This window comes from Hyphomicrobium sp. (assembly GCF_036262015.1).
GTDB lineage: Bacteria > Pseudomonadota > Alphaproteobacteria > Rhizobiales > Hyphomicrobiaceae > Hyphomicrobium_C.
Window position 1 is genome coordinate 155,899 of record NZ_DATAJR010000011.1, and the last position, 14,953, is coordinate 170,851.

At 59.3% G+C, this 14,953-nt stretch carries 17 protein-coding genes and 1 pseudogene; 11 read left to right on the forward strand and 7 right to left on the reverse strand.

Translation table 11 applies throughout. The features are described 5' to 3' along the window. The first annotated feature begins 516 nt into the window (after positions 1-516). Entirely contained in the window at positions 517-1,227 is a 711-nt protein-coding gene (locus VHO05_RS20105; RefSeq protein ID WP_329648415.1) for a flavin reductase family protein, read from the forward strand. Between the two features lie 119 nt (positions 1,228-1,346). Here the strand turns inward: VHO05_RS20105 and VHO05_RS20110 are convergent, their stop codons facing one another. The 4 genes from VHO05_RS20110 to VHO05_RS20125 are packed head-to-tail and all read right to left on the reverse strand — an operon-like array spanning position 1,347 to position 5,458. Further along, positions 1,347-1,670 carry a 2Fe-2S iron-sulfur cluster-binding protein gene (locus tag VHO05_RS20110; RefSeq protein WP_329648416.1) on the reverse strand — a complete coding sequence of 108 codons (324 nt, stop codon included), beginning with the start codon at positions 1,668-1,670 and terminating at the stop codon, positions 1,347-1,349. Then, complete coding sequence (locus VHO05_RS20115; protein ID WP_329648417.1) at positions 1,663-2,403, reverse strand: type 1 glutamine amidotransferase; 741 nt, start codon at positions 2,401-2,403, stop codon at positions 1,663-1,665. Before VHO05_RS20115 ends, VHO05_RS20110 begins: the two co-directional genes overlap by 8 nt. Continuing rightward, the gene (locus VHO05_RS20120; protein WP_329648418.1) at positions 2,400-3,437 is read right to left on the reverse strand and encodes an NAD(P)/FAD-dependent oxidoreductase; all 1,038 of its coding nucleotides are present in this window, start codon (positions 3,435-3,437) and stop codon (positions 2,400-2,402) included. The genes VHO05_RS20115 and VHO05_RS20120 overlap by 4 nt, the downstream gene beginning before the upstream one ends. Further along, complete coding sequence (locus VHO05_RS20125; RefSeq protein ID WP_329648419.1) at positions 3,434-5,458, reverse strand: molybdopterin-containing oxidoreductase family protein; 2,025 nt, start codon at positions 5,456-5,458, stop codon at positions 3,434-3,436. The genes VHO05_RS20120 and VHO05_RS20125 overlap by 4 nt, the downstream gene beginning before the upstream one ends. A 102-nt stretch (positions 5,459-5,560) precedes the next feature. On the opposite strand from VHO05_RS20125, the pseudogene VHO05_RS20280 reads away from it, so the two are divergent. The 9 genes and pseudogenes from VHO05_RS20280 to VHO05_RS20165 all read left to right on the forward strand — a co-directional run. Next, a pseudogene (locus VHO05_RS20280) lies at positions 5,561-5,806 on the forward strand (GntR family transcriptional regulator); the annotation flags it as partial. 156 nt (positions 5,807-5,962) lie between these two features. After that, positions 5,963-7,033, forward strand: a complete 1,071-nt coding sequence (locus VHO05_RS20130) for a PLP-dependent aminotransferase family protein (RefSeq protein WP_329648420.1) — start codon at positions 5,963-5,965, stop codon at positions 7,031-7,033. 170 nt (positions 7,034-7,203) lie between these two features. Next, complete coding sequence (gene ada / locus VHO05_RS20135) at positions 7,204-8,301, forward strand: bifunctional DNA-binding transcriptional regulator/O6-methylguanine-DNA methyltransferase Ada (RefSeq protein WP_329648421.1); 1,098 nt, start codon at positions 7,204-7,206, stop codon at positions 8,299-8,301. A 13-nt stretch (positions 8,302-8,314) separates the two neighbouring features. Then, positions 8,315-8,956, forward strand: a complete 642-nt coding sequence (locus tag VHO05_RS20140; protein ID WP_329648422.1) for a DNA-3-methyladenine glycosylase — start codon at positions 8,315-8,317, stop codon at positions 8,954-8,956. Positions 8,957-9,073: 117 nt separating this feature from the next. After that, positions 9,074-9,724 (forward strand): hypothetical protein, encoded by a 651-nt coding sequence (locus VHO05_RS20145; RefSeq protein ID WP_329648423.1) that lies wholly within the window; start codon positions 9,074-9,076, stop codon positions 9,722-9,724. Then, positions 9,708-10,358 carry a DNA oxidative demethylase AlkB gene (gene alkB, locus VHO05_RS20150; protein ID WP_329648424.1) on the forward strand — a complete coding sequence of 217 codons (651 nt, stop codon included), beginning with the start codon at positions 9,708-9,710 and terminating at the stop codon, positions 10,356-10,358. The genes VHO05_RS20145 and alkB overlap by 17 nt, the downstream gene beginning before the upstream one ends. 145 nt (positions 10,359-10,503) lie before the next feature. Next, entirely contained in the window at positions 10,504-10,746 is a 243-nt protein-coding gene (locus VHO05_RS20155) for a hypothetical protein (protein WP_329648425.1), read from the forward strand. A 176-nt stretch (positions 10,747-10,922) separates the two neighbouring features. Then, a complete protein-coding gene (locus tag VHO05_RS20160) occupies positions 10,923-11,489 on the forward strand; it encodes a methylated-DNA--[protein]-cysteine S-methyltransferase (RefSeq protein WP_329648426.1) in 567 nt (188 codons plus the stop codon). Next, on the forward strand, positions 11,486-12,235 hold the full coding sequence (locus VHO05_RS20165; protein ID WP_329648427.1) for a 2OG-Fe(II) oxygenase: 750 nt from the start codon (positions 11,486-11,488) through the stop codon (positions 12,233-12,235). Before VHO05_RS20160 ends, VHO05_RS20165 begins: the two co-directional genes overlap by 4 nt. A gap of 152 nt (positions 12,236-12,387) precedes the next feature. On the opposite strand, the gene VHO05_RS20170 is transcribed toward VHO05_RS20165, so the two are convergent. The 3 genes from VHO05_RS20170 to VHO05_RS20180 all read right to left on the reverse strand — a co-directional run bounded on the left by VHO05_RS20170 (position 12,388) and on the right by VHO05_RS20180 (position 14,262). Beyond that, a complete protein-coding gene (locus VHO05_RS20170; protein WP_329648428.1) occupies positions 12,388-12,696 on the reverse strand; it encodes an MGMT family protein in 309 nt (102 codons plus the stop codon). A 141-nt stretch (positions 12,697-12,837) separates the two neighbouring features. Then, on the reverse strand, positions 12,838-13,269 hold the full coding sequence (locus VHO05_RS20175) for a DUF3617 domain-containing protein (RefSeq protein WP_329648429.1): 432 nt from the start codon (positions 13,267-13,269) through the stop codon (positions 12,838-12,840). Positions 13,270-13,515: 246 nt separating this feature from the next. Then, entirely contained in the window at positions 13,516-14,262 is a 747-nt protein-coding gene (locus VHO05_RS20180) for a hypothetical protein (RefSeq protein WP_329648430.1), read from the reverse strand. A gap of 445 nt (positions 14,263-14,707) precedes the next feature. Here VHO05_RS20180 and VHO05_RS20185 point away from each other — a divergent pair. After that, positions 14,708-14,953, forward strand: a 246-nt coding sequence (locus tag VHO05_RS20185; protein ID WP_329648431.1) for a 2Fe-2S iron-sulfur cluster-binding protein, incomplete at its 3' end; no start/stop codon positions are given.

Genomic DNA, 14,953 nt, shown 5'->3' on the forward strand with positions numbered 1-14,953 from the left:
ACTACCTCGTGAGCCGTGACCGGATGGAATGGGCCAACGCTCGGTGTCGGCGCTGCAGCGGAGAATTTCCGCTAGTGATCCAGAGCTGAGCCAACCTTCGGGCGACCATCGGATTGGCGCCTGCTGCTTGCTGGGCATTGAAAGAAACAAACAAGCCCACACAGTGGGTCACCGTTTCAGTACTTGTCACCCAACTTGCGCAATGCCCGCAACACTGGCCCTAGCTCGTGCCCCTTCCCCGTCAGCACATACTCGGCGCGTGGAGCGTGCTTCTCAAATCGCCCGCAAACGCGGAGCGGCAAGGAGAGGCGCGAGCTTCGGAAGCGAAGGCAACGGGTGACGTCTCCACCAGCGAAAAAACACGAAACGAGGCATGCCGAGCCGTTTCGATTTGAGGGCAAGAACCGGAGTTTGCCACGCTCGATCATCACCTATTCCTCGCGCCGGTCCAGCGGGATGATTGGTGGTCCTGCGGATCGACATAACGGTTTTGCAATTCAATCTCGAGGATTCCACATGTCGACGCACCTGAGCGTAGAGCCGGCGATTCTGTATTTGGGCACACCAGTCGTTCTCGTCAGCTCCACAAATGAGGACGGATCACCAAATCTCGCACCCATGTCTTCGGCCTTCTGGTTAGGTTGGAGGTGCATGCTTGGCTTTGAGGCTGTTTCGAAAACGCCCAACAACATCATTCGTACCGGCGAGTGCGTGTTGAACCTGCCGTCGATGGATCAGGTGGATGCCATCAATCGCATATCTATGGTCACCGGATCGAACCCCGTGCCTTCGGGCAAGACCCAGCGCGGCTATCGCCATCACGCGGATAAATTCGGAATAGCGGGCCTGACACCCATCGCATCGGAAACTGTTTCCCCGCCCCGCGCTCGGGAATGCCCCATTCAACTCGAGGCGGAACTCGTGCGCGTCAATCCAATGATGACCGATGTCTACGACTACAGCCAGCATGAACGCGGCGCCGAATGCACCCTTGAGGGAATTGTCGCCCTCGAGGTGAGGATCAAGCGTGTCCACGTCGCGCCGGAACTTCTCATGAAAGGGAAAAAGAACCGGATCGATCCGGATCTCTGGAAGCCGCTTATCATGAGTTTCTGCCGCTACTACGGACTCGGATCGGAGCTCGTCATGTCCAAGCTCGCCGAAATTCCCGAAGGGCAGTACCGGACACCGGATGTCGACCGCGCCAAAGTGGAAGTGCCCGCCTAGGACCGGCACGTCAAAAGTCCTGGCGCCCCGTCGGGGCGCCAGGACCACGGCCGTTCCTGACTGCCCCTTCAGCCGCGTAGTGTCGCCTATTGGGCAAACAGAATTTGCCTTTCCGCCGATCAGGTTGAAACGGGCAGTCGAATTCGGAGCCCGTCCAGTTCTGAAGTAAGTAAGATCTGGCACGAGAGCCGCGACGTTCGCGTCACTCCGAAGGCTTGATCGAGCATGTCCTCTTCTTCGTCACCAGGTGGCCCGACTTTTTCGTAGTCGGCAACCGAGATGACGACGTGGCACGATGCGCAGGCGAGAGATCCCCCGCAAGCGCCTTCGAGCTCGAGACCAGCCTTACGGATCGTCTCCATGAGGCTAGTTCCTACCCTGCCGCGGACGGTCACCGGATCGTTCGCAGCAACGCTCTCAACTAGGATTTCGATGTCAGACATGATGGCCTAACTGAATGGCGCTTCGAGCCATGCTCATAAACGCGGCATAGATTTGAAAAGCGTCGCCGTTGAAACGCTCGAGGCGCTCGGCAACAGCGGTTTCCAGGTTTTCGACTGCGCCTGGACCGAGCGCTTTCTCGAGCGCTGCGGCGTAGACCGGAATAGCAGCCCAATCGGCCACGGTTTTGTCCGTGAGCTCGACGTGGAACTGAAATCCGTAGGCGTGAGACCCATAGCGGAATGCCTGAATGGCGCACTTGTCCGATGAGGCCAGCACCGTGCTTCCAGGTGGCGCTTCCAGGACTTCAGCGCCGTGCCACTGCAGCACCGTTGTCGTGTCTGACAGCCCCGCGAGCACAGGGTCACGCTGTCCTTCAGCTGTCTTTTTGATCGTCATGACGCCGACCTCAGGAGACTGGGCGGGACCGACTTTTCCGCCGAGGGCGTCCGCCAGCAGTTGATGACCGAGACAGATGCCGAGAAACGGGCGGCCCAGTTCGACCACGAATTTGCGAATGGCCAGCTTCTCGGTCTTCAACCAGGGGTGCGCATGTTCCTGCCAGACGTCTTGCGGTCCACCCATGACCATCATGAGATCGTAGCGGCTGAGATCCGGGATGACGCCTCCCTCGTCGAGTTCAACGGCCTCCCACCTGAGGCCGTCGTTTTTCATGAAGTTGCGAAATACGCCGGGGTGTTCGACGTCGACGTGTTGGAAAACAAGAATGTTCATCCGCTCCATCCACGGTTTGAGGTCTCGACCGGAGCGCCGCGATCGGTCGAATGCTGGAAATGGTAGGGTCGCTCGGGATACGCGTAGGCCAACGCGGAGCGCGCAGCGCGCGAAGCTTCGGCAAAACCGGTGACGATCAGTTTTTCCTTATGGGGATAGGTGGCGACGTCGCCGATCGCGAACAGACCCGGCGCCTTGGTCTCCATCGTGAGAGGATCGGTCGGGATCCCATTGTCGACCACGGTGAAACCGAACTGGTCCAATGCGCTGAGGTCCGACGAGAGTCCGAAGAAGGGTAGCAGTACATCGGCTGCGAGCCGTTCCTCACGTCCATCCAGGTCTGCCACCACGACGGCAGCAAGCTTACCGTTGTCGATAGCAAGGGACTCGAGTTGATAGGGCGTAAGAACCCGAACCTTGCCGCAATTCGCCAGCCGCGCCAGCTCGTCGAGCGAAGACGGAGTGGCTCGGAATCTCTGCCTGCGATGAACAAGAGTGAGAGAAGCAGAACCGGGGGAAATAAGATTCGCCCAATCGACGGCTGAATCCCCACCACCTGCGATAACCACATGCTTTCCCCGGAACGCATCCGGATCGCCGACCCAGTAATGTACGGATGATCCTTCGAGAGCCTCGATACCCGCGAGTGGTGGGCGATTGGGGCCGAATGCACCAGCGCCGGCAGCAACGATCACGGCTTTCGACCGAAGCGTCTCTCCACGCGTTGTGCGAAGGATGATGTCGGAGCCAATACGCTTCAGTCCGTTGACCAAGGTACCCAGACTGAAAGTGGGTTTGTACGGATGCGCCTGCTCTTTCAGACGTGAAATGAGCTCACGTCCCAGAACTTTGGGAAACCCGGGAATGTCGTAGATCGGCTTTTCCGGATACAACGCGGTACATTGTCCGCCGGGTTCGGACAGTGCGTCGACGACATGGCAGCGCAATCCGAGCTGCCCGCAGGCAAACACAGCAAAGAGCCCGACAGGTCCGGCACCGATTACGACGACGTCCGTCGTGTGTTGCGACGTCATAGGCGGATCAACTCCGCTTCGACACCGTGCACCGCTGTGCTTTCGGCAATGTCCGTGCGAAGTCCAGGATTGAGGATATTGACGTTGGCAGCGCCTCCGGCATGCCGCGGCCAGTGACCTTTGTGCACGAGGGCCACGCCGGCCGGGACACTCTCCGAAACCGAGACCTCCAGCGTAAGCTGCCCGGCGGATGTTCTGAGCGTGACCTGCGCGCCGTTCTCGAGCGCGTAGCCTCTCGCGTCCTCAGGACTGAGGAACACCTTAGGCTCGCCGATGCGTTGGCGGATACGGTCGTCATTCCCATAGCTTGAGTTCATCAGCCATTCGGAAGAAGGCGAGATGACGCGCAACCATCCGGTCTTCGGAGGCGCGTCGGCATGAGCGAACGGCACGCGGGGATGTCCTTCGGAGGCGAGGCGCTCACTTGCCACCTCAATCCGTGTGGAAGGAGTTGCAAAGGTCAGGTTTTCGAATTGAACCAGGGGGGTGTCGTAGAGCTTCGCCGTACCCATAGCCTTAAGGTCTTCAAACGGTCGCCCGAAGCGCGTTTGGCTCAGAAGCTTGTCGATGAGACTTTGGTCACATTCGAACAGCGACGGTTCCGTATAGCCCATGGCTGCCGCCAGCCTCCGGAAGATCTCCTGGTTGGGCAACGACTGACCGAAGGGCGCGACCGCTTTGCCCTGCGCCGACACTGTGTTGTGGAAGTAAGGGAATACGATGTCGTCGAACTCGAGAAAGCTCGCAGCGGGCAGGACATAGTCGGCGAAAAGCGCGGTGTCCGTCATGAAGATGTCGGTGACGACGGTGAACAAGTCCTCGCGTTGCAGGGATTGACGCACCTTCAGCTGATTTGGGCTCGACGCTGCGATGTTGTTGTTCCAGGTGAAGAGCGCCGAGACCTTGGCCGCGTCAGCGAGGTGATCTGCGAGATCGATGTGACTTACGGTGGCGCCGTCGTCAGCGCGCAATTCGCTTCCCATAAGAAAGCCCATGTCGACGCCCCGGGTTTCAGGGCCGTTCATGTAGCAGAACCCGGCGCCCGGCTTCCCGATGTGGCCGGCAGCCACAGACAGGAGCGCCAGAGAGCGGAAGACGTTGCCACCCATAGGTTGGCGCTGCACGCCCTGTCCAAGCCAAAGCATCGAAGGCCCTGATCCGAATTGAAGCGCTGTCTCACGTATGAGTTCGGCGGGCACACCGGTGAGCTTCGCTGTTCGGTCAGGCGTCGCCTGCTCAATCTCGCGGTCGAGTTCGTCGAAGCCGACGACGTAGCGTTCGATGAAGGCCCGATCTATCAAATTTTCCGACTTCAAGACGTGGAGCAATCCGAACGCCAGCGCGGCATCTGTCCCCGGTCGCGGCTGCAGATGAAGGGCCGCGATCTTGGCGGTGTCGTGGGCGATTGGATCGACCACGATCACCTTGGCGTTCGTCCGCCTGACCCACCGCATGTGCATGTGAGGCGCGCTGTGGGATGGATTTGCACCCCAGATCAGCAACGTTTTAGCGTGTTGGAGCTGATCGGGATCGAACCCCGTGAGGGACGTGCCAAACATGTCGGCCAGCACGACATGGCCGGCCTTGTTACAGACCGTGTCGGGATCAACCTCCGTCGCCCCCAGGCGATTAAAAAACCGCAACGGAAACCAGCCTGCGATCATTGAGACCGTGCCGGTGTAGTGCGTGTGATAGATGGAGCGTGCTTCGCGCGTGGCGAGAATGTCTTTTAGTCTCTCCGAGATGTCGTGGAGAGCAACATCCCAGGAAACCGCTTCGAATTCACCAGCTCCCTTCCTGCCCACACGGCGCAAGGGAGACGACAAACGTTTGGTCGGATCGAGATAGATCCCGTTGTAGGCGAGCGCACATTTCCCGCATAGACCGCCTTGGCTGACATGGTGCTCCTTGTCGGCGAGAACCTTCTGGACGATGCCATCGCGTACGATGACGGACAGGCCGCAGGCGTCGTAGCAATCCCTAGGGCACGTCGATTTGATGACCGTCTTTTCTACAGACATCTACTGCTCCAGACCCGTGCCGCGCTCGTTGATACATATTGATTACCGGGAAATTGGATTGCATGATCCCTCCACTTTGCAGACGTGGAGCAGACCACTTTCATGCGCGATAAATTTGCTGGGTCGTTGATCGCTTTGCTCGATGAGCAGGAGGGCGTTGATTTGCTCCTGACTCGGCGCGTTCAGAACGCCATCAGGGATCAGATCTCGTCCGGCGTATTGCGACCGAAAGAGCGCTTGCCGTCCTCACGGACTCTGGCCGCCGAACTCGGCATAGCGCGAGACACCGTCGAGACAGCATTTCAGCAGCTGGAAAGCGAGGGTTTCCTAACGCGAATGCGCGGTAGTGGAACGTTCGTAACCGAGGCCAGCTTGGACCTGAGATCTGGCACGACAAAGAGAGACGGAGCCCAGGGAAGGAAAATGTCCTTTGGCGCACGCGGGCGGCACGTAGAACAATTCGGAAAAGTGCACGACCCTGCTCTTCGAGCTTTCAATGCGGCCATGCCTGACGTCCGCGCGTTTCCGGTTCAAACGTGGAACCGTACAGTGGCGCGCGTCTCTCGATCACTAGGGGCACACGCCCTCGACTATTGCGATCCACAGGGCTATCGGCCGCTGCGCGAGGAAATTGCGCGCTACCTTGCAGCCCATCGCGGCGTCCGCTGCGGAGCGGACAATGTGATCGTCCTAACGAGTTCGCAGCAAGGTCTGGCATTGATTTCATCTCTGATGCTGGACACCGGGGATGCGATCGCGGTCGAGGATCCCGGCTACCCCGGCGTCAAATCAGCTCTTCGCATGGCGGGAGCCACTCTGGTTCCTATCCCCGTTGACGGCTCGGGTATCAAAGTCGAACTCCTGGAGCGTCGGCAGGGAAAGATCCGTGGAGTCTACGTGACACCATCTCACCAGTATCCTACCGGCGTCACGCTGAGCCTTGAGCGCCGGCTGAGGTTGATCGAATGGGCCAGGAGGCATGGAGCGTGGATTGTCGAGGACGACTACGACAGCGAATACCGCTACGAAGGGGCGCCGATCTCCTGCATTCAAGGATTGGATGATAGCGGATGTGTTCTGTACGTCGGTACGTTCACAAAGACGCTCTTCCCGGCCTTGCGCCTCGCGTATCTGGTCGTTCCCACTCATTTGGTGCGCTCATTCGTTGCGGCCCGCACACTGTTGGACGGGCATTCGTCCCTCCTTCCGCAGGTCGCTGTTGCGGAGTTTATGAGCGATGGACACTTTACGGCGCACATCCGGCGAATGCGGCATCTGTACAAAGGACGGCGGGATTCATTCTTGAAAGCGTTCGATCGCTATCTCGGCCACTATGCCGACCATGAGCCTCAAAACGGCGGATTCCACATTGCATGCTATCTTGAGACACAGCGCCAGGAGGCTCAATCAATCGAGGTCGCGGCGTCCGTTGGTATCGAATTGCCACCGTTGGGAGCGCTATATTTGACGCGACCGGCACGGCCAGGCTGGGTCCTCGGTTATGTAGCCCTCACACCCGCCGAGGCTGAAAGCTCGCTGAGAAAATTGGCCCGCGCTCTTGCGCAGAAAACTTGATCGCTCAGGACACGTTGGATCGGAAATGGCCTGATCACAATCTCCCAGCCTTGTGGCACAGCGAGCCGCGAAAGCCCGGCAGGAGCCATTCCGATTTGAAAGCAAGGATCGGAGTGTCAACAACGCAGATCAGAGGCACAATCCGCGAACGACAATCTGAGAAGACGAAAATGACGCCAAACAGAAAAACTCGCGGCCAGACCTTTTCCGTTGCGGACGATCCCCGCTGGGCGCGTATCGTCGCGCGAGACAAAGGCGCCGATGGCCAGCTCTGGTATTCCGTCTCGACAACAGGAGTCTACTGCCGCCCCTCGTGTCCGTCGCGCACGGCAAACCCGAAAAACGTCACGTTGCACGATACGATTGAAAGTGCGCGCGCGACGGGCTTCCGCCCGTGTCTGCGCTGCAATCCGGAAGGACCTTCACTGGACACAGAGAATGCCGCGCTGGTCGCCAAGGCCTGCCGCATCATCGAAGCGGGCGATGAGGAACCATCGCTGGAAGAGTTAGCAGCCGCGCTCGATCTCAGTCCGAGCTATTTCCATCGCATGTTCAAAGTTGCAACCGGATTAACGCCCAAAACGTACGCCGCAGCCAATCGCGCAAAAAAAGTGCGCGAGGGCCTCGAGATTGGCAACAGCGTCACCGAGGCAATCTATGATGCCGGGTTCAATTCGAGTGGACGCTTCTACGAGAAATCGACCGGCATGCTCGGCATGACACCCACTCAATATCGAGCGGGCGGCGCCAACGAGGAGATCAAGTTCGCGGTCGGCCAGAGTTATCTGGGCGCGATCCTCGTAGCCTCCAGCACCAAGGGCGTAGCTGCGATCTTGCTCGGCGACGATCCAGACGAGCTGGTCCGTGATTTACAGGATCGTTTTCCAAATGCACGCCTGATCGGCATGGATCGCGATTACGAAACGTTGATCGCCCGCGTCGTTGGTTTCGTCGAGAACCCATGCATCGGTCTCGATTTGCCACTCGATGTCCGTGGCACGGCCTTCCAGCGCCGCGTATGGCAAGCACTGCAGGAGATCCCGGTCGGCGAACGTGTTTCCTACGCAGAAATCGCCCGCCGCATTGGGTCTCCGAGTTCGACAAGGGCGGTCGCCGGTGCGTGCGCGGCGAACAATCTGGCGGTTGCCATTCCCTGCCATCGCGTGGTTCGCAACAACGGTGATCTTTCGGGCTATGCCTGGGGTGTCGACCGAAAACAGGCGCTACTCGATCGCGAGACGTCACAATCTGCGCCAACCGGCGAGTAAGTACAGCGGTCGAATGAACCTGCTTTTTCGCTACGATGTCTCTGTGGCATTTCTTGCGAAGCACGACGAGGATTGGGCGAGGCTGATCGCACAAATTGGTCCGTGCCGACACGACCCCAAGGCCGCCCGCGAGCCCTACGAGGCACTGGTGCGGGCGATTGCCTACCAGCAACTTACGGCAAAGGCCGGTGATGCCATCATCGGACGCCTGAAAGCGCTTTTCGGCGATCGTGAGTTTCCGAGCCCGAATGATCTCATTGGTGCCGACTTCGATCTGCTGCGGACGTGCGGCTTCTCAGCCCGCAAGATCGCCACCATCAAGGCGATCGCGCAGGGAACCCTCGAAGGCACAGTTCCAACGCGCAAAATCGCAGTCACCATGGACGACGAGACGCTGATCGAGCGGATGGTCGCCATCAAGGGTATCGGCCGCTGGACGGTCGAAATGCTGCTCATGTATTCGCTGGAACGGATGGACATTCTGCCCGTCGATGATTTTGGCGTACGCGAAGGCTATCGTATGCTGAAATCTCTGCCCGAGCAGCCGAAGCCAAAGCAATTGCGCGAGCTTTCGCGAGCCTGGTCACCGCACCGAACAGTGGCCACCTGGTATCTCTGGCGCATCCCGCGCGATCGCGAAAACGTCCAAAAGTAATGGGGTCGACGTCGGAATTTGACGCCAAGAGTCGGAGTGCGGGCGACCTGACCACAACGCATGATGCTGAGAAGCACAAGAGACCCGTCTCCGCGGCCACGGCTCGGAAGGAAAACCATGCACCTTCAGAACCGCGTTACACCCTTCGGCGAGATCGTCGCTATCTCGCAGCGAGGTTTGTTCACAGGCAATCGCGGCATCATTCACGATCCGGCAAGGAAGATCTTGCTGACCAAACGCTGGGCGACGCGGACGTGGCTCGTCTGCACCTGCCAGTTCAAAGGCCGTCACCGCGAAGTAATGGCCCGCCGAAGCTGGACCGAACTGTTCTTCCTCGACGAGGCCGTGGCACTCGCCGCCGGCCATCGCCCCTGTTTCTTCTGCCGACGTGAATCTGCAGAACGATTCCGCGCTTGCTGGGCGTCCGCGAAACGCGAGCCGCACCCTTCGGCGGACCATATGGATACCGTGCTTCACGCGGAGCGCCTCGACAATGGCCGCAAGCGACTGCACCCCATCTCGCTCTTGCTGACCGATCTGCCCGACGGCGCGGTCGTCGCGGTTGGAAATGAGGCGTACGTGCTGCGTGCCGGCCTGGCGCATCGCTGGACAAACGACGGCTACGACAGACCCAAAATCCTTCATGACGCGGATTGGTTACTGACGCCACCTTCGACAGTCATGGCGCTCTCTGCGGGCTATCGGCCCGTGCTCCACTTTTCGATAAACACAACATGCAAGGAGCAACACAATGCTCGATCTGTTTGACACACCCGCCATTAGCAAACCAGAAACCGAAATCATGGCCGAGGGAGCCATGTTGTTACACGGTGCGGCTCTTCCCTATGAGAAAGACCTCCTCGTCGCACTCGATAGCATTACATCCCAATCTCCGTTCCGGCATATGGTGACGCCCGGCGGGTTCACCATGTCGGTCGCCATGACGAATTGCGGCGCGGCCGGCTGGGTCACGGACCGCACCGGCTATCGCTACGATCGCAATGATCCTGAGACCGGACGGCCTTGGCCGTCCATGCCGGCTTCCTTCTTTGAGCTGGCCGTCGAAGCCGCGACACGGGCTGGCTATCCCGACTTTCGCCCCGACGCTTGTCTGATCAATCGCTACGAGCCCGGTGCTCGCCTCTCGCTTCATCAGGACAAGAATGAGCGCGACTTCGCGAATCCCATCGTTTCAGTCTCGATTGGCCTTCCGGCGACCTTTCAATTCGGCGGCCTGAAGCGAAATGACCCGATCAAAAAGTTCGCGCTGCGGCACGGAGATGTCGCGGTCTGGGGAGGTCCCTCGCGGCTGTTCTACCACGGCGTCTCTGTGTTGAAAGACGGCCACCATCAGACCGTCGGGCGCATGCGGATAAATCTCACGTTCAGAGGAGCACTATAACGCCCGCCTCGATTTTCGATTTGACGACAACAAACGGAGTGCGGCTAGAACAGCCGTGCTGCCAAATGTATTATCGTTCAGATAATCGATATGCGGATTTCATGGCCGGTTAGCCGCCGCGACTTCAGCAAGGACACGCACATCCATGTTCTCGCGCGGCGGATTCGAAGAAAAAGCGAGACGGCGCAATTTACCTGGATCCGAGGCAGCCACCGTCGCACTTTCTCAGGCTAACCCGGACAAAGCGCTCGTCATGAAGTACGTCGGCCAGCTCGTGGCTGATGGCTACGCAGAATGGGATGTACTCGGCAACGGAGAGGTCGAAGTCCGCTTCACTTCCGGTGAGACCTATCTGCTCGCAGAAACCACCATTCTACGCCTCACTTGATCGGCATTCTCCAAGAGCGCCGCGCGTTCGTTCGCAGCCGGGTACCCAGGTGCCCGGCAATTTTTGTACTTTCCACTCTAGGTCGAGCAAAGTTTCGATTTGAAAACAAGGATCGGAGTTTGATTGCGCCGCCTTCGAGGCATTCTCCCTCAATGACAGACCAAGGAGGCAGAACAATGAATCTCATGATCAAGACCGACGCGCTGCGATCACCCTCGCGGACAATGTCCACGCCGACTACTGCCGAGGTTATTTCCTACACAGTGACCGACAGTGAGATCGGCAAGGTGCTGGTTGCGCGCAGCAGGAAGGGCGTCTGCTCGATCCTGCTCGGCGACAATGCCGAACAGTTGGCAGCAAATCTCGTCGAGCGTTTCCCACATGCCATGCTCATTGAGGACCAGGACGCGGTGAAGAACGGTATCGCAGACGTACTGCGCTACCTCAAAAAACCCTCCAAGGGACTAAATCTGCCGCTCGATATGCGCGGAACGTCGTTCCAGCGTCGCGTGTGGGACAAGTTGCGGGAGATCGCCGCCGGAAGGACCGTGAGCTACAAGGAACTGGCGCATCGGCTCAAGCCATCGGCAAATCCGCGAGCCGTCGCCGCCGCCTGCGCGGCCAATCCGATCGCTCTGGCCATCCCCTGTCATCGCGTCGTCCGCACTGACGGCGATCTCGCGGGCTATCGCTGGGGCATCGAGCGCAAGCGCGCCCTCATCCAGAAGGAAGCAATGGCATGAGCAAACCCGCGCGCAACGCGGTCCCAACATCTGCGGATACGTCCCCAGAGGCGCGGGTTTCCGCCTACGACTGGAATGCGCTGGTCAGAGAACTCGACAGCTACGGCTGCGCTGTCCTGCCCCAGCTTCTTACGCCGGAGGAATGTGGCGACATCGCCGCGCTCTATCCCGACGAAAGCCATTTCCGCAGCCGCATCATTATGGCCCGGCACGGCTTCGGAAAGGGCGAGTATCGCTATTTCAAGTATCCGCTGCCTGATCTTCTCGGCGGTATCCGAACGGCGCTCTATCCGCGCCTGGCCGGCGTCGCGAACGAGTGGAACAAACGGATGGGAATGGGTCAGCGCTTTCCCAACGATCACGCCACCTTCTTGCAACGGTGCCACGATGCCGGCCAGACCCGGCCGACGCCACTCCTGCTTCAGTACGTCCCGGGCGACTTCAACTGTCTGCACCAGGACCTGTACGGCGACCTGTGGTTCCCGATCCAGGTCGCGATCCTGCTCTCCGAGCCCGGACGCGACTTCACGGGCGGTGAATTCGCACTGACAGAACAACGGCCACGTATGCAGAGTCGTGTTGAGGTGGTTCCGATGCGGCAGGGCGACGCCGTTGCCTTTGCGGTCCACAATCGGCCGGTGCACGGAACGAAGGGCAATTATCGTGTCAACTTGCGTCACGGCGTCAGCCGCATCCGGTCCGGCATGCGTCACACCGTCGGGATCATTTTTCACGACGCGCTCTGAGCGGAGAATGCTGGCGCCGCGGAGGACGCTGCGCCGGTATTCATGACCCCACCAACCAGGATAGAGCGCGTACAATCACGCCCAGTCGTCAAGCGCTCAAGTGGCACTCATACATGAGGTCGCATCGAGAACTGATACGCGCACCCGGCATCTCAGTGCGCCGTCACCCGTTGCTCGCGGGCCAGAAGCGCGCGCTTGCGCCGGACGCCCCAGCGATATCCGGAAATCGAGCCGCCCTTTTTGAGGACGCGATGGCACGGCACGATCACCGCGATCGGATTGCTTGCAATAGCCGCCGTAACGTCCCGCGCATCGCGAGAGCCGAGCTTGACCGCCATTGCACCGTATGTCGTGGTCTGGCCGGCGGGAATCTCCCGCAACATGCTCCAAGCCTTCACTTCATAGGCCGTGCTACCTTCTGGGTTCGTTGTGCGCCGAACATAGAAGCTGGTGTGATGCATCTCGCTCCGGTCTTTGCTTTCAAAACGAAATCGTCTACTGCGGCGAACGCTTCGATTTCAAACGACGCCAACGAGTGGTCGCTACCAGTTGCGCCATGCGAAACGTCGCCGGATACCGGCAAATCACTCTCAAATCCGGATTTACTGAGAGTGAGGCGCATCCTTGCAAGCGCCGACGCGCCGTCCCTTCTGGCGCTCGGTCATCGTCATGTTCTTGCCGCCCATCTTCATGTCGAAGGCGCCATCGAAACGGTCGTGCCGCAGGCGAAACTTGGCCCGCGCGACGGCTTGGTTGTGTCCTTCGCATACGAGGTCGAAGGTAAGCTCATCGGCTTCCTGACTGACGTTTGAGACCGGACAGCGCACCAGCGGATTGTTCTCGCTCAGGACCACGATGCCGCGCGAGCCGCCACCGGTGAGGCACACCCTTGCAGTCTTCTGCACACCCATGTCCTCGACGTACGGAAGCTCCAGCCGCATCTCGACTTCATATTCGCCAGGCTCGAGAACGGTATCACCAGCACTTGCCGTCACCGGGGCGGCAAGAAGCACCAAGAGTATCGGTAGGCGCATGCGAATTCCTCCTTGTTGCGCGCCACCCCTTGAGCATGCCCGTCTCCGCTGCGCGCTCCGTTTCTTGCTTTCGAATTCAACGCTCGGAATATCGACCTTGAAAGCAAGGAACGAGGTGTAAGACCCATGCAGAGAGCTTTGGTCTGTTCCGTATCCCAGGACGCAAGGAGGTTCCGATGGCAGAGGCCGCCATGACCATGCCGCTAGGCGGACAGGACTCAGGAGGCCTGCAGCCGCTCGCCGCAATCATTGGAGTTTCTGCGTACCCGCCTCAGGCTTGAGCTCCCAATTCTGAAGGCGCGTCCGCGCTGTTCCAAAGTTGCCGAGATGGTAAACCGACGCTCCCACCGGGGAGAACGTAAACGCCTCGAACTTCTCGTCGAGCATCTTCTTCAGGTCGTCCTGGGTGGCTAGGCCGATCGTCACGTGCGGGTTGAACTTGCTACCTGTCTCATCCGGTACGAACCTCTCAACATAGTCGATGGTCGGTTGATTGATGTCGGGGTCTTCCTTCGTGGTGACGAACGCTGCAGCGGTCCCCGTTGTCACGGTGTATGGGGCGACGGCGTCGAGCAGTTTCTTCTGGTATCTGATGAGGTCTTCCGTGGGCTCGATCACGATCCCGGCAAGGCCGACGTCCTTCCAGGGCAGATAGTAGTATTTGTACGCTTTCAGCTTCCAGGTGGTCGGCTTTTCCTCCGCCAGCACTTTGCCGACGGCCGCGTAGACTTTGGAGAGATCCGCCGTCCTCACGTACCGCTGCAGGCAGGAGATGTGCGGCTGATGCGTCTTGCCCAAGGCGAAGCCTTTGGGGAATTCCTTGAGCAGGCGCGCGTTGGCGGCCTTGGCGTGCTCGACCATCGTTGCGTCGGGTTCGAGCAAGATGTCGATGGCTGTGACTGGTTCGGCTGCGCCAACCGCCTCCGGACTTGCCGGAAGCGAAGCGAGCAGAGCGATGCTAAGCGCGGTGAGAGCTGTGAGGTATCTATGCATCAATCCTCCAGATGGTTGTGCCCCACCTAGCGAAGTGACCCGCCGCATACGCGCTGCGGCTCTTAGACAAAGATCAAAATTTGATTGCCGATTGTCTTGGTGACCACGGTTCTGTGGCCGTCGCATCGAGCAATTGAAGCCACTATCAAGGTTTACTACCCAGACCGACGGGCAAAACCGAAAGGCTGAAAATCCTTTGCCGCATCGCTCTTCATAAAACGGATGAGATGCAAGGTCAATTCGTTGCGAGAGCGGTTGCACATAACGCCGGGACAACTCTTAGGACAAGCGAGCGAACGCTTACCGTCGACCTCGATGCCACACTGTTGGCGTAGGCCAAGCCGCCGCGTAGCGGCCGTTCCCTGGACATGTATATCGGATTACGATACATATATCCAGAGAACGGTGAGCCGCAGGGAACCGGTTCAGGCAGCGGAGCAGAAGAATGACCCTGATCAAGGAAACCGACTACGGCACACCGGTGTCGAAATCCGAGAAGATGGTGACACTCACCATCGACGGCGTCGATGTGACGGTTCCCGAAGATACTTCGATCATGCGCGCAGCCATGGAGATAGGCACAACCATCCCCAAGCTCTGCGCCACCGATATGCTGGAGAGCTTCGGCTCCTGCCGCCTCTGCCTCGTCGAAATCGAAGGGCGCAACGGCACTCCGGCCTCCTGCACGACG

Coding starts and splice junctions, on each gene's coding strand:
- VHO05_RS20105 (WP_329648415.1), top strand. CDS start 517: ATGTCGACGCACCTGAGCGTAGAGCCGGCGATTCTGTATTTGGGCACA.
- VHO05_RS20110 (WP_329648416.1), bottom strand. CDS start 1,670: ATGTCTGACATCGAAATCCTAGTTGAGAGCGTTGCTGCGAACGATCCG.
- VHO05_RS20115 (WP_329648417.1), bottom strand. CDS start 2,403: ATGAACATTCTTGTTTTCCAACACGTCGACGTCGAACACCCCGGCGTA.
- VHO05_RS20120 (WP_329648418.1), bottom strand. CDS start 3,437: ATGACGTCGCAACACACGACGGACGTCGTCGTAATCGGTGCCGGACCT.
- VHO05_RS20125 (WP_329648419.1), bottom strand. CDS start 5,458: ATGTCTGTAGAAAAGACGGTCATCAAATCGACGTGCCCTAGGGATTGC.
- VHO05_RS20130 (WP_329648420.1), top strand. CDS start 5,963: ATGCCTGACGTCCGCGCGTTTCCGGTTCAAACGTGGAACCGTACAGTG.
- ada (WP_329648421.1), top strand. CDS start 7,204: ATGACGCCAAACAGAAAAACTCGCGGCCAGACCTTTTCCGTTGCGGAC.
- VHO05_RS20140 (WP_329648422.1), top strand. CDS start 8,315: ATGAACCTGCTTTTTCGCTACGATGTCTCTGTGGCATTTCTTGCGAAG.
- VHO05_RS20145 (WP_329648423.1), top strand. CDS start 9,074: ATGCACCTTCAGAACCGCGTTACACCCTTCGGCGAGATCGTCGCTATC.
- alkB (WP_329648424.1), top strand. CDS start 9,708: ATGCTCGATCTGTTTGACACACCCGCCATTAGCAAACCAGAAACCGAA.
- VHO05_RS20155 (WP_329648425.1), top strand. CDS start 10,504: ATGTTCTCGCGCGGCGGATTCGAAGAAAAAGCGAGACGGCGCAATTTA.
- VHO05_RS20160 (WP_329648426.1), top strand. CDS start 10,923: ATGAATCTCATGATCAAGACCGACGCGCTGCGATCACCCTCGCGGACA.
- VHO05_RS20165 (WP_329648427.1), top strand. CDS start 11,486: ATGAGCAAACCCGCGCGCAACGCGGTCCCAACATCTGCGGATACGTCC.
- VHO05_RS20170 (WP_329648428.1), bottom strand. CDS start 12,696: ATGCATCACACCAGCTTCTATGTTCGGCGCACAACGAACCCAGAAGGT.
- VHO05_RS20175 (WP_329648429.1), bottom strand. CDS start 13,269: ATGCGCCTACCGATACTCTTGGTGCTTCTTGCCGCCCCGGTGACGGCA.
- VHO05_RS20180 (WP_329648430.1), bottom strand. CDS start 14,262: ATGCATAGATACCTCACAGCTCTCACCGCGCTTAGCATCGCTCTGCTC.